The organism is Neoroseomonas rubea, assembly GCF_016106015.1.
Lineage (GTDB): Bacteria > Pseudomonadota > Alphaproteobacteria > Acetobacterales > Acetobacteraceae > Neoroseomonas > Neoroseomonas rubea.
Genome location: NZ_JACADQ010000097.1, coordinates 1 through 12,777, shown reverse-complemented (window position 1 = coordinate 12,777; position 12,777 = coordinate 1). Strand labels below are relative to the sequence as shown.

The window sequence follows — 12,777 nt, the reverse complement described above, 5'->3', positions numbered from 1 at the left end:
CGCGGCGCCGCAGCGCCCCGCGACCCCGGCCGCCCCGCAGGCGACGACGAATACGCCCGCGCCGCAGGCGGCGACGCCCGCCCCGCGCGCCGAACAGCGCAGTCAAGCGCCTGCGACGACGCCTGCTGCGCCGCGCACCAACTAGCCTTCGTCCCGATCCCGTCCCGCAAAGCCCCGCTCGGCCCCCGCCGGGCGGGGTCACGCGTTCGGTTGGCAAAATGAACGCGAAGACATGTCCGCCGGCGGGGGACATTGACCTGGATCAAATCGGCATCGCAAATCCCCGGCCAGAGAAGGCAGGACGAGGGAGGCCGCCCGATGGCAGACGAGATCATCGCCGTGAAGCCGGAGATCGCAGCGAAGGCGCGCATCGACGCGGCCCGGCGCGACGCGATGGTGGCCGCCGCGGCCAGCGACCCGGACGCCTTCTGGCGCGCCGAGATGGCCCGCATCGCCTGGATGAGGGCGCCAACGAAGATCAAGGACGTCGACTTCGGCGCGACCTCTGGCAATGTCTCGATCAAGTGGTTTGAGGATGGCGTGCTGAACGCCTCCGTCTCCTGTCTCGACCGGCATCTCGCCACGCGCGGCGACCAGGTGGCGATCATCTGGGAGGGGGATGATCCGAACAGCGACGCGAAGGTCACCTACCGCGAACTGCACGCGCGCGTCTGCAAGCTGGCCAATGCCATGCGCCGGCTCGGCGTGAAGAAGGGCGACCGGGTCTGCATCTATCTGCCGATGATCGTCGAGGCCGCGGTCGCCATGCTCGCCTGCGCGCGGGTCGGCGCCGTGCATTCGATCGTCTTCGGCGGCTTCTCGCCCGACAGTCTCGCCTCCCGCATCCAGGATTCCGAGTGCACGCTGCTGATCACGGCCGATGAAGGACGGCGCGGCGGGCGGAAGGTTCCGCTCAAGTCCAATGCGGATGACGCGCTGCTGACCTGCCCGTCCATCCGCCACGTCATCGTCGCGAAGAACACCGGCGGCGCGGTCGAGATGATGGAAGGCCGCGACCATTGGTGGGAGGCGATCACGGCCGGCGAAGGCGCGACCTGCGAGCCCGAGCCGATGAACGCGGAGGATCCGCTGTTCATCCTCTACACCAGCGGTTCCACCGGCAAGCCCAAGGGCGTGCTGCACACGACCGGCGGCTACATGGTCTGGGCGTCCTTCACGCATGAGAACGTCTTCGACTACCGCGACGGCGAGATCTACTGGTGCACCGCCGATGTCGGCTGGGTGACGGGGCACACCTACATCGTCTATGGCCCGCTCGCGAACGGCGCGACCACGCTGATGTTCGAGGGCGTGCCCTCATGGCCGGACAATGGCCGCTTCTGGCAGGTCTGCGCCAAGCACAAGGTCAACATCTTTTACACTGCGCCGACCGCGATCCGCGCCCTGATGCGCGACGGCGAGGCGCCGGTGAAGAAGCACGACCGCTCCTCGCTGCGCATCCTCGGGTCCGTGGGCGAACCCATCAATCCGGAAGCCTGGCTGTGGTACTATCGCGTGGTCGGCGACAGCCGCTGCCCGATCGTGGACACCTGGTGGCAGACCGAGACGGGCGGCATCCTGATCTCCCCGCTGCCGGGCGCGGTCGCGCAGAAGCCGGGTTCCGCCACGCTGCCACTGCCGGGCGTGAAGCCGGCGCTGGTCGACAATGAAGGCCACATCCTGGACGGCGCGACGGAGGGCAACCTCGTCATCACCGACAGCTGGCCCGGCCAGATGCGCACGGTCTATGGCGACCATGCCCGCTTCATCCAGACCTACTTCTCGACCTTCAAGGGCATGTACTTCACCGGTGACGGCGCGCGCCGCGACGCCGACGGCTACTACTGGATCACCGGTCGCGTGGACGACGTGATCAACGTCGCCGGCCACCGCATGGGCACGGCCGAGGTCGAGAGCGCGCTTGTCGCGCATCCCGCCGTCGCGGAAGCCGCCGTCGTCGGTATGCCGCACGAGATCAAGGGCCAGGGCATCTACGCCTATGTCACGCTGAAGGCCGGCATCGAGGCGACCGAGGTGCTGCGCCGCGAACTCGTCGCCTGGGTGCGCAAGGAGATCGGGCCCATCGCGACGCCGGACGCCATCCAGTGGGCGCCGGGCCTGCCGAAGACGCGCTCGGGCAAGATCATGCGCCGCATCCTTCGCAAGATCGCGGCGAACGAGACGGAAGGCCTCGGCGATACCTCCACCCTCGCGGATCCCGCGGTGGTGCAGGAACTGATCGACAACCGCGTCGGCTGAGGCGCGCGGGGCGGGGGCGATGGTCGGGCGCGGCCACCGGTACAGGGATGTCTATATCGGCGGGCCGGACCTGGTGGCGCCGCTGGTGCGCGGCCGGGCCGAGAGTCTCGACGCGCCGCCCTACCGCATCAGCCCGATCTTTCCCCCCTCGCGCCGCGACATCTTCGCCGAGGTCGTCGAACGGATCGCACGCGGCGCCCTCGTGGGCCGCCAGACCGCGGCGGCCTGCTGGTGCGCGCTGGTCTCGCCTGACGAGCTCAACGCGCTGATCGACGAATTCTATGAGGGTGAGCAGGAGGAACCGCCGCGGCTGTCCGCGCTGCGCCGCTTCGTCGCGGCGCTGCCCTGCGACTGCCAGTTCTCGTTGGTGGCCGCGGCGTTCTGACGCCAGCAGCCGCTCCGCGCGGCACATCGTTGGCCTGCCGGCTTCGCGCGCGCCGCGCCGGCGGCGTTCGGTGCCTCGGCCGGCATCCTTCGGGCCGCCCGGATCCGGGTCGTCGGCATGCTCCCCGCGCCTTGCCGCGCCGCCTGCCGCGGCGCAGCATGGGCCGGATGACCGCCGCCGACGAGGACGCCGAGAGCCGGGCGCGCATGCGCCGCGTGCTCGCCATGTATGGCCCGGCGGTCTTCGCCGGTGCGTTCGCCACCCGCGCGACCGACCCCGTCGTCGCAGAGATCGCCTTCGATTTCGGCACGACGGCCGCACAGGCCGCACTGCTCGGCACCGCCTATACCCTGCCTTTCGCGCTGGTGCAGCCGATCCTGGGGCCGGTCGCGGATTCGGTGGGCAAGCGGCGCATCGTGACGATCTGCGTGGCACTGCTGGCGGCGATGCTGCTGTTCTGCGCGCTGGCCGCCTCGCTGGGCTGGCTGATGGCCTTCCGCGCGGCCTCCGGCGCCGCGGCGGGGGGGATGATGCCGTTGACGCTCGCCATCATGGGCGATGCCGTGCCGCTGAAGGACCGGCAGGTGGCGCTGTCGCGCATCCTGGTCTTTGGCATATCCGGGCAGATCGCGGGGGGCGCGATCGCCGGGCCGGTGGCGGCCATCGCCGGATGGCGCGGCATGTTGGTGCTCTGCGCGCTGTCGGCGGTGGCGGGGCTGGTTGCGCTGCTGATCGCGGCGCGGGGTGCGGCGCCCGAGGCCCGCACGCGCTACGACCCGGTGGTTGCGGCGCAGCGCTATCGCGGCGTGCTCGCGAACCCGAACGCTGTGCCGCTCTACGCCACCGTGGCGGTGGAAGGGGCGCTGGTCTTCGGATCCTTCCCCTTCATCGCGCCGCTGATGATCGCGCGCGGCATCGGCGGCACGGCGGAAGCGGGGCTCGCGATCGGGGCCTTCGGGATCGGCGGGCTGGCCTATGCGGCGCTGGCGCGACCGCTGCTGAACCGCTTCGGCCAGGCGGGCGTGGTGCGGATGGGGGGCGGGCTCGGCTTCCTCGCGCTTGCGGGCTTCGCGCTCGCGCCCGCGCTGGGGGTGATGGTCGGCGCGGGATTCCTGCTCGGCACCGCCTTCTACATGATCCACAACGCGATCCAGACGCGGGCGACGGAGCTTGCCCCGCAGGCGCGCGGCAGCGCCGTTTCGCTGCACGCCTTCTCCTTCTTCACGGGCCAGTCGCTCGGGCCGCCGCTCTTCGGGTTGGGTGGGGCTACGGTCGGCCTGGGCCCGTCGCTGGCACTGGCGGCGTTGCTGCTGGCCGGGCTGGCCTGGCTGCTGGCCCGCCGCCCGGCCTGAGGGGCCATCTGGAACAGAAGGTGATTCCCAGCGCCGATTCGCCCGGAACCACCCCATTCCGAATCAAGCACTTGGTCCGAGTCGCGCGAACGAATCGCTGACTCTCGCGGCTCGATTCGCAAAGCTGCGCGAAATCAACGGCTTGTGGTGGGCGCCCGGGGGTGGGCACAAGGACGTTCGCGCTCCGTCCGCACCACTGGCCCGAGTCGTGCCTGAGTCGTGCCCGAGTCGCGGCCCTCCTTTTTCCCTCGCCTTTCGCGCGGGCAGCGCCTATGTGTGCGCCGCATCAAGAAAACGCCCGAGGAAGGCCGCGCCGCTCGCCCACGACCGGGGCCGGGGTGCGGCCGTGCCTGTGGCGACCTCGGACAGGAGTGCGCGATGAGCGCCGCAGATATCCGCAACGTCGCGATCATCGCGCACGTCGACCACGGCAAGACCACCCTCGTGGACCAGCTGCTGAAGCAGGCGGGCGCCTTCCGCGCCAACCAGCAGGTGGCCGAGCGCGCGCTGGACCGCAACGACCTCGAGCGCGAGCGTGGCATCACCATCCTGGCGAAGTCCACCGCCGTGGAATGGAAGGGCGTGAAGATCAACATCGTGGACACGCCCGGCCACGCCGATTTCGGCGGCGAGGTGGAGCGCATCCTGTCGATGGTGGACGGCGCCATCGTGCTCTGCGACGCGGCCGAGGGCCCGTTGCCGCAGACCAAGTTCGTGCTGACCAAGGCGCTCGCGCGCGGCCTGCGCCCCATCGTCGTCATCAACAAGGTCGACCGCCAGGACGCGCGCCCGCACGAGGTGCATGACGAGGTCTTCGACCTGTTCGCGGCCCTGGGCGCGACGGACGAGCAACTCGACTTCCACACGCTGTTCGCCTCCGGCCGGCAGGGCTGGGCGGACCTGGAGCTGGAAGGTCCGCGCAAGGACCTCTCGGCCATGTTCGACCTGATCCTGTCGCATGTGCCCGCGCCTACGGTGGACAACGACGCACCCTTCGCGATGAACGCGTCGATCCTGGAATCCGACAACTTCCTCGGCCGCATCCTGACCGGCCGCGTGGAACAGGGCGTCGCACGGCTGAACATGCCGGTGCGCGTGCTGCGCCAGGACGGCACGGTGGTGGAGTCCGGCCGGCTGACCAAACTGATGACTTTCTCCGGCCTTGATCGCGTGCCGGTCGAGGAAGTGCGCGCGGGCGACATCATCGCCATCGCCGGCCTTTCGGATGCGACCATCCCCGACACCATCGCAGCACCTGAAGTGACCGTGCCGCTGCCCGCTATCCCGGTCGATCCGCCCACCCTGGCGATGACCTTCCGCATCAATGACGGCCCGCTCGGCGGGCGCGAGGGCAAGAAGGTCACGTCGCGCCAGATCCGCGACCGGCTGTTCAAGGAGACCGAGGGCAACGTCGCCATCAAGGTGAAGGTGTCCGAGGAAGTGGACGCCTTCGAGGTGGCCGGCCGCGGCGAACTCCAGCTCGGCGTGCTGATCGAGCAGATGCGCCGCGAGGGCTTCGAGCTGACCATCGGCCGCCCGCGCGTCCTCACGCGCGACAACCCCGAGACGGGCGAGAAGGAAGAACCCTTCGAGGAATGCCTGATCGACGTCGACGAGCAGTATTCCGGCGTGGTCGTCGAGAAGATGTCGATCCGCAAGGGCCAGATGCAGGACATGCGGCCTTCGGGCGGCGGCAAGGTGCGCCTGACCTTCCACATCCCGTCCCGCGGGCTGATCGGCTACCACGGCGAATTCCTGACCGACACGCGCGGCACCGGCATGATGAACCGCCTGTTCCTCGGCTATCAGCCCTGGGCGGGCGTGATCGAGGGCCGGCGCAACGGCTCGCTGATCAGCAACTCGGACGGCGAGGCAATCCAGTACGCGCTGTTCTACCTGCAGGAACGCGGCACGCTCTTCGTCGACCCGGGCCAGAAGGTCTATGTCGGGCTGATCCTCGGCGAGAATTCGCGCGACAACGACCTCGACGTGAATCCAATCAAGGAAAAGAAGCTCACCAACATCCGCGCCGCCGGCAAGGATGAGGCGCTGCTTCTGATCCCGCCGCGTCGCATGAGCCTCGAACAGGCGATCGCCTACATCGAGGACGACGAACTGGTGGAAGTGACGCCGAGCGCGATCCGCCTGCGCAAGCGCTACCTCGACCCGCATGAGCGCAAGAAGCACGCGCGGCGGGCGGAGAGCGAGGCGGCGTGATCCATCCGATCGCCGAAGGGCGATGGCCGCGCAGTGGCCGAGCACCCGGAGGCGTGAATCGGATGGTCTGAGATGATGCGAGGGAGGCGCTGCCTCCCTCGCGTGGCTTCAGTCAGGAAGTTCCGTTCCGTGGATCCTCCGGAGTCGAAACTTCGTGCCGGTTCTACCAGTGCGGTGGTCCCGCGCATCAAGTTTGCCAAATTGTTTGGGATCGCCGGCATCCTCCTCATGGTGATGCTCGTGTTCGGGGCGCCCCTGCTCGTATCCATCGCACTTGGTGGCGTCGCGGGCATGTTGGATGTCGTCCGGACCGGAGGGATCGCCATGATCCTTCTGTCTGCGATCCCTGCCGGCATCATCGGTGTGTTTCTTGTTTCACTCATTCTCTGCAGTCTTGTGGCCTTCTGGTTGTCGCGCCACGGCGGCATGTTCAGAGTCGATCCAGGGGCGCGCGAGATTTCGGATGGTCTTGGTCGGCGCTGGAATCAGATGGAGCATGGCCAAGCCATCGTGGTTCTAGGCCGTGGCGGAAAGCCCTACGCGCTCCTGCTCCCAACCTCGGGCGGTCCTCCGGCGGCGCTTCCGATCCTCCGGCGCTTGTCGCGGCCGGTTGTCAGAGTCTTCGATACTCTCTGGACGGGCCGTCCAGGCGCGCGCTTCGCCTTGCCGCTTTTCCTCCTAACCGACGTGGACGCCATGCTTTCGGCCTCTTGTCGCTGAAGTTCCGGGTCCCGAGGGCCTTTCGGCCCTCGGCGGGCGGGGTTTCGGGGAGGGCGCCGCCCGCCCCGCCGCGCGTGTCGCCCGTGCCTGCCATTCGTGGTCAGATCAAGGCCGCCCGCCCGCCGAGGCGGCATGCCTGACGATGACCAACAGGACCCGCCCGCCTCATGTCCGCAGCCCTGACCGAGCGTTCCACCGCGACCGACACCTTCGACGCCATCGTCATCGGCGCCGGCATGTCCGGCCTGTATCAGCTGATCCGCCTGCGCGAGCTTGGTCTCAGGGCGCGCGTGCTCGAGGCCGGCACGGGCGTCGGCGGCACCTGGTACTGGAACCGCTACCCCGGCTGCCGCTTCGATTCCGAAAGCTACTCCTACGGCTATTCCTTCGACCGGGACCTGCTGAAGGAGTGGAACTGGACCGAGCACTTCGCCCCCCAGCCCGAGACCGAGCGCTACCTGAACCTGGTGGCCGACAAGTACGACCTGCGGCGCGACATCATCTTCGGCGCGCGCGTGACGGCCGCGACATGGAACGATGCCCGCGGCACCTGGACCGTCGAATGCGAGGACGGAAGCCGCCACGTTTCACGGTTCCTGATCACGGCGGTCGGCGTGCTCTCCACGCCCACCATGCCGACCTTCCCCGGCATCGAGGAGTTCCGCGGCCAATCCTTCCACACCGGCCTCTGGCCCAAGGAACCGGTGGACTTCGCCGGCAAGCGCGTGGCCGTCATCGGCACCGGCGCCTCCGGCGTGCAGACCATCCAGGAAGTTGCCAAGACCGCCGCGCAGCTCACCGTGTTCCAGCGCACGCCCAACTGGTGCGCGCCGCTGCACAACGGGACGATCAGCGCCGAGGAGATGGCGGAGATCCGCACCCGCTACGACGAGATCTTCTGCCGATGCCAGGAAACCGTCTCCTGCTTCCTGCACACGCCGGACCCGCGCAACACCTTCGATGTCGGCGCCGAGGAACGCGAAGCCTTCCTCGAGACGCTCTATGCCGGGCGCGGCTTCGGCATCTGGGTCGGCAATTTCAAGGACATGCTCACCGACCGCGCGGCGAACGAGGAAATCTCCCGTTTCGTCGCGAAGAAGATCCGCCAGCGGGTGAAGGACCCGAAGGTCGCGGAGCTGCTGATCCCGAAGAATCACGGCTTCGGCACCCGCCGCGTGCCGCTCGAGACGCGCTACTACGAGGTCTACAACCAGCCCAACGTGATGCTGGTGGACAGCAGGGCGACGCCGATCGAACGCATCACGGCCGGCGGCCTGCGCACAACAGAGGCCGCGTACGAGTTCGACATCATCGTCTACGCCACCGGCTTCGACGCGCTGCGCGGCGCCTTCGACCGGATCGAATTCCGCGGCCGCGACGGCGTGACGCTGAAGGAGAAGTGGCGGGACGGCGCTACCTCGCTCGTCGGCATGCTGCAGGACGGCTTCCCGAACCTGCTCACGCTGCTCGGGCCCCATACGGCGCTCGGCAACATCCCGCGGTCGATCGAGTTCAACGTCGACTGGGTCACCGATCTGCTACGCCACATGCGGCGGCACGGCCTGACGCGCATGGAAGCGACGCCCGAGGCCGTGGCGCGGTGGATGGACCACGTCATGGACACGGCCAGGGGCCAGCTGGCGCTCGAGGTCGATTCCTGGATGACCGGCGTGAACATCAATCTCGCCGGCCGCCAGACGCGGATCGTCGCGCGCTACATGGGCACGGCGCCAGCCTATCGCGCCTGGGCGAACGAGATCGCTGGGCGCGGCTATGAGGGCGTGACGCTACGCTGAACCCGGCGATCATCGAGGCGGCGCGAGAACCTTGTCCCGGTAGTTGCAATGCGCCCGCGCCACGCAGCGCCAGCACTCCGGCGCGCGGGCCTTGCACACATACCGCCCGTGCAGGATCAGCCAGTGATGCGCGTCCCGCAGCAGGTCGGGCGGGCAGCGCTTCACCAATCTCTCCTCCACCTCCCGCACCGTCTTGCCGGGTGCGAGCCCGCAGCGGTTGCCCAGGCGGAAGATGTGCGTATCGACCGCCATGGTGTTCTGCCCGAAGGCCACGTTGAGCACGACATTGGCCGTCTTGCGCCCGACGCCGGGAAGCGCCTCCAGCGCCTCCCGCTCCCCCGGCACCTGGCCGCCATGCTTGTCCACCAGGTCGCGCGCGAGTGCGGCGACGTTGCGCGCCTTGCCTTGCCAAAGCCCGATGGTGCGGATGTAGGGCCCGATCCCCTCCGCCCCGAGGGTCGCCATCGCCGCCGGCGTCGGCGCCGCGGCGAAGAGTGCGGGCGTGCATCGGTTCACCGCCGCGTCGGTCGTCTGGGCGGAGAGCACGACGGCGACCAGCAGCGTGAAGGTGTCGTGGTAGATCAGCTCGGTCTCCGGCGCCGGGTTGGCGACGGCGAGCGCGCGGATGAAGGCCTCCGCCTGGGCGGGCGGCATCAGGCGGGCGCGGCGCGGGGCGGTGGCGGTGCCGTGGTCGGGCTTGGGGGGCTTGGCGGTCGGCATGGCTGGCAACGCCTCTATCCTCCCTTATGCTGCGACGCCATGGCCGCCCCTGCCGAGCCCGTGCTGTTCCATGCCGTCTGCACACCGCCGCGCTCCCTCACGCGCGGGGGCTACCGCGTCTTCGCGCTGCTGCTCGGGGTGTTCGCGCTGCTGACGGGCGTGTTGTTCCTCGCGCTTGGCGCCTGGCCGATCCTGCCCTTCCTGGGACTCGAGGTCGGCTTCGCGCTCGGCCTCGTGGCGCTGCACGCGCGTGGCGCGGCGCGCGCGGCGGAGGTCGTCATGCTCACGCCGGACCGCCTGACGATCCGCCGTATGGATGCGCGCGGGCGGCGGGAGGAGGTGGCGCTCGACGCCTATTGGGCCCGCGTCATGCTGGCCGAACGCCCTGGTGCCGCACCGCTGCTGCGCATCGAGAGCCGTGGCCGCGCCGTCGAGATCGGCCGCGACCTGGTGCGGGAGGAGAAGGAAGCGCTCCGCGCCGCGCTGGCCGAGGCGCTGGCCCGCGCGCGCGATCCCCGCTTCGACAATCCGCAACTGCGGGAGGGGTGACGCTCGGCGGCCGAAGCGTTCGGCGTCGGTCCATGAGGCGTCCGTCATCCTGTCCCGCGGCAACGGCCTCGGCGCGAGGGGCGTCAGCCTGGTCGGCCCCATGAAGGATGAAGCGCCGCAGCCTGATGTCCGGCGTCCAGTTCGGTGCGTGGCCATGCCATCGGCGCCGCGCGGGGGGGGGGCGGCAGCGCCGACAAGCGGTTGCGTGGAGGATGCCTACCAGCCGCTGCTGCTGCGCACGCGTTCCACTCCCCCCTGGGAGGCGGCGCCGCGCCGGCGCATGCAGGCGTTGTAGATTCTCGGCAGCGCCTCGGCGAGTTCGCGGCGGACGCGGTCCTCCTGCGCGAGGTTGCCGGCCACGTTGGTGGAGGCGATGCGCCGGGCCTCCGGGTCGTTGAGCGCTTCGCGCCGGCAGGCCTCGGCATCCGGGCCGGGCTCGTTCGGCAGGTTGCGGCCGACCACGCCGCCGCCGCAGGCGGCAAGGCCGAGCAGGCCGACAAGGGCGAAGGCGCGGATGGTCATGATGCCAGCCAATCCTCGATCAGGCGTCGGGCGATGGAATCCGCCCGCGGCAGGGAAAAGCCATGGGCCTCGTGATCGCGGATCTGGTCCCGCGAGAACCAGCGCGCGTCCTTCAGTTCCTCGGGGTCGATGCGGATCTCCTCCGACAGCCCTTCGGCATGGAAGCCGAGCATGATGGAGGACGGGAAGGGCCATGGCTGGGAGGAATGGTACATCACCCGCCCGACATCGATGCCGGATTCCTCCTTCACCTCCCGCCGCACCGCTTCCTCGAGGCTTTCGCCCGGTTCCACGAAGCCGGCGAGGGTCGAATACATCGTCACGTTCGGGAAGCGGTGCGAATGGCCGAGCAGGCAGGAATCGCCACGCACGACCAGCATGATCACGGCCGGGTCGGTTCGCGGGAAATGCTGCGCGCCGCAGCCGTCGCACATCATCACGTTGCCCGCGCTGCGCGGGGCGCAGCGGCTGCCGCAGACGCCGCAGAAGCGGTGCTTCACCCGCCAGTGCATGAGGCCGCGCGCATGCGCGAGCACGCTCGCCTCACCCGGTGGCAGCAGGCCCGCAACCTGGCGGAGGTCGGTGAAGGCGCCCATGCCTTCGGGCAGCAGCGGCAGCGGGTCGTCGGCGTGGGAGCAATCGATCGCGAAGACCGGGCGCCCATCCCACATGCCGAGGAAGGCCCAGGGCCCGTCCGCCATGCGCACCGCCTCGGCCGCCGCACCGGTCAGCAGCACGGCTTCCGGATGGCCCTCGGCGACGCCCTTCATCAGGCTGCGCGCGCGCCAGACCGGCACGAAGAGGCTGTCGGGATGGGCGAGCGCGGCCGCGATGAACTCGGCATCGTCGCGCTTCTCTCCGGCACGGTCGAGGGGACTGCCGGTATAGGCGTTGGGGCGGCTGGCGGGGATCGAGAGCATGGGGCGCGGACCCTGCCACGGGCTCCCCCGCCCGTCCATCCGAGCCGCTCACGCTGGCGTCCCGCCCGGCGGCGGCCGACACGCCATGGTGGTGGGCCTTTCGCAGCAGAGCCGTTTCCACCGACGGCACCGCGCCGCTGCCGAGGCGTGTCGTCAGCGCGGCACGATCGGGTTCCACCTGCAGCCGGAGTAGCCTCCCCCGCCGCGTGGGCCCGTCCCGCGTCGCGGCGACCGTATCGCCGACCGAGGCGGCCAGTCCGAGCAGGCAGACCTTCGCGAAGTCCGATCGCATCGTGCGCCTATCGTCGTCGCAGCCCATCGCTCGGTGGTCCGCACGAGGTGACCCGCAGCCCGCCTGCGTCCAAATCGTTGCGTTTTGCGGTCCGATAAATGCTCCGGAACCGCCCGCTGGCGTGATGGCTGCCGATACATCTCGATGTGCGATGCCGTGCATGCAGCCGCGGCTGGTGGGGTCGGATCGGGTCAGCGGGAGGACAGTCCGGGCCAGTTCGCGTCCGCGCGGGCGACGCGGCCGGGGATGTCCCGTTCCCAGCGCCGCTGCACGGACCGGTCGTAGTTCAGGAACAGCCGCCCATCGACGACCCGCCAGGCGGCGGGATCGATCGGCGCGGTGTAGCCCTCGCTGACGGCGAAGGCGCAGAAGCCGCCGTAGGCCGGGGCGTAGCGTTCGGGCTCGGCGGCGAAGCGGTCGCGGTTCGCCGCGCTCGCGAAGCGCCAGGTCGCCCCACGCCAAGCATGGGCGAATTCGGCGCGGCCCGCGACCGGGCGGCCTTCGACGAAATAGGCGACGACATCGGTGCCCCGCACGGCGAGGCCGGCGTCCGCATTCACCTCCGCCGCCGCGGCAGGCAGGAAGCGGGTGCCAAGGGGCACGGCGAGCGTCGCACCGGGAACAATCCAGAGCAGGGAACGGCGGCTGAGGGCCATGGCGAGTCTCCTTCGCCGCGGGTTTCGCCCCCGCCACCGCGCCGGTTACGCCCCCCATTGGCGCGGCGGTGCCGACGCATGATATGGTGCCCACGGAAGGTCGGCGGCGGACGGGCTCCCCGCCAACCCGGTCAGGTCCGGAAGGAAGCAGCCGTAACGGGTTCTCGCCCGGGTCGCTTGCCGGCCTTCCACCCTTCTCGCCCCCGGCCCGCGCGGCCGCGCCGCCCAGGGACAGCATGGCTTCCGACCTTCTCGGCTTCCCCGCACCCAAGGATGGCGACGCGGCGGCCGAGGAAGGCCTGCCCGCCCCACCCGCCCCCGAGGGCCCCGGCCTGTTCGGGGACCCGGCGCCGGTCGCCCCGCCGCCGGCCGCCGTCGTGCCCGCCCCG

At 70.0% G+C, this 12,777-nt stretch carries 11 protein-coding genes and 1 other RNA gene; 8 read left to right on the top strand and 4 right to left on the bottom strand.

Features of this window, described 5'->3' with window-relative positions; translation table 11 throughout:
- Positions 1-318: 318 nt before the first annotated feature.
- The 6 genes from acs to HW577_RS11620 all read left to right on the top strand — a co-directional run bounded on the left by acs (position 319) and on the right by HW577_RS11620 (position 8,729).
- A complete protein-coding gene (gene acs / locus HW577_RS11645; RefSeq protein ID WP_198376302.1) occupies positions 319-2,259 on the top strand; it encodes an acetate--CoA ligase in 1,941 nt (646 codons plus the stop codon).
- A gap of 19 nt (positions 2,260-2,278) precedes the next feature.
- Complete coding sequence (locus HW577_RS11640; protein ID WP_198376301.1) at positions 2,279-2,644, top strand: hypothetical protein; 366 nt, start codon at positions 2,279-2,281, stop codon at positions 2,642-2,644.
- A 167-nt stretch (positions 2,645-2,811) separates the two neighbouring features.
- The gene (locus HW577_RS11635) at positions 2,812-3,996 is read left to right on the top strand and encodes an MFS transporter (RefSeq protein WP_198376300.1); all 1,185 of its coding nucleotides are present in this window, start codon (positions 2,812-2,814) and stop codon (positions 3,994-3,996) included.
- 378 nt (positions 3,997-4,374) lie between these two features.
- Complete coding sequence (gene typA, locus HW577_RS11630) at positions 4,375-6,213, top strand: translational GTPase TypA (RefSeq protein WP_198376299.1); 1,839 nt, start codon at positions 4,375-4,377, stop codon at positions 6,211-6,213.
- A 129-nt stretch (positions 6,214-6,342) separates the two neighbouring features.
- Entirely contained in the window at positions 6,343-6,933 is a 591-nt protein-coding gene (locus tag HW577_RS11625; protein WP_198376298.1) for a hypothetical protein, read from the top strand.
- 167 nt (positions 6,934-7,100) lie between these two features.
- Positions 7,101-8,729, top strand: coding sequence for a flavin-containing monooxygenase (locus tag HW577_RS11620; protein WP_198376297.1), 1,629 nt, complete (start codon positions 7,101-7,103; stop codon positions 8,727-8,729).
- Positions 8,730-8,738: 9 nt separating this feature from the next.
- Here HW577_RS11620 and nth read toward each other — a convergent pair whose 3' ends face one another.
- Positions 8,739-9,449 carry an endonuclease III gene (nth, locus tag HW577_RS11615; protein ID WP_408639529.1) on the bottom strand — a complete coding sequence of 237 codons (711 nt, stop codon included), beginning with the start codon at positions 9,447-9,449 and terminating at the stop codon, positions 8,739-8,741.
- A 39-nt stretch (positions 9,450-9,488) separates the two neighbouring features.
- Between nth and HW577_RS11610 the strand changes: the two genes are divergently transcribed.
- Positions 9,489-9,998, top strand: coding sequence for a DUF2244 domain-containing protein (locus tag HW577_RS11610; RefSeq protein ID WP_198376296.1), 510 nt, complete (start codon positions 9,489-9,491; stop codon positions 9,996-9,998).
- Positions 9,999-10,214: 216 nt separating this feature from the next.
- Here the strand turns inward: HW577_RS11610 and HW577_RS11605 are convergent, their stop codons facing one another.
- From HW577_RS11605 to HW577_RS11595, 3 genes are all read right to left on the bottom strand, one after another.
- Positions 10,215-10,520, bottom strand: coding sequence for a phosphoribosylamine--glycine ligase (locus tag HW577_RS11605; protein ID WP_198376295.1), 306 nt, complete (start codon positions 10,518-10,520; stop codon positions 10,215-10,217).
- Entirely contained in the window at positions 10,517-11,440 is a 924-nt protein-coding gene (gene nudC, locus HW577_RS11600) for an NAD(+) diphosphatase (RefSeq protein ID WP_198376294.1), read from the bottom strand. Before nudC ends, HW577_RS11605 begins: the two co-directional genes overlap by 4 nt.
- 483 nt (positions 11,441-11,923) lie before the next feature.
- On the bottom strand, positions 11,924-12,388 hold the full coding sequence (locus tag HW577_RS11595) for a YHS domain-containing (seleno)protein (RefSeq protein WP_198376293.1): 465 nt from the start codon (positions 12,386-12,388) through the stop codon (positions 11,924-11,926).
- A gap of 97 nt (positions 12,389-12,485) precedes the next feature.
- On the opposite strand from HW577_RS11595, the gene ffs reads away from it, so the two are divergent.
- Positions 12,486-12,578, top strand: an RNA gene (ffs, locus tag HW577_RS11590) — signal recognition particle sRNA small type.
- Positions 12,579-12,777: the final 199 nt, after the last annotated feature.

Coding starts and splice junctions, on each gene's coding strand:
- acs (WP_198376302.1), top strand. CDS start 319: ATGGCAGACGAGATCATCGCCGTGAAGCCGGAGATCGCAGCGAAGGCG.
- HW577_RS11640 (WP_198376301.1), top strand. CDS start 2,279: ATGGTCGGGCGCGGCCACCGGTACAGGGATGTCTATATCGGCGGGCCG.
- HW577_RS11635 (WP_198376300.1), top strand. CDS start 2,812: ATGACCGCCGCCGACGAGGACGCCGAGAGCCGGGCGCGCATGCGCCGC.
- typA (WP_198376299.1), top strand. CDS start 4,375: ATGAGCGCCGCAGATATCCGCAACGTCGCGATCATCGCGCACGTCGAC.
- HW577_RS11620 (WP_198376297.1), top strand. CDS start 7,101: ATGTCCGCAGCCCTGACCGAGCGTTCCACCGCGACCGACACCTTCGAC.
- nth (WP_408639529.1), bottom strand. CDS start 9,449: ATGCCGACCGCCAAGCCCCCCAAGCCCGACCACGGCACCGCCACCGCC.
- HW577_RS11610 (WP_198376296.1), top strand. CDS start 9,489: ATGGCCGCCCCTGCCGAGCCCGTGCTGTTCCATGCCGTCTGCACACCG.
- HW577_RS11605 (WP_198376295.1), bottom strand. CDS start 10,520: ATGACCATCCGCGCCTTCGCCCTTGTCGGCCTGCTCGGCCTTGCCGCC.
- nudC (WP_198376294.1), bottom strand. CDS start 11,440: ATGCTCTCGATCCCCGCCAGCCGCCCCAACGCCTATACCGGCAGTCCC.
- HW577_RS11595 (WP_198376293.1), bottom strand. CDS start 12,388: ATGGCCCTCAGCCGCCGTTCCCTGCTCTGGATTGTTCCCGGTGCGACG.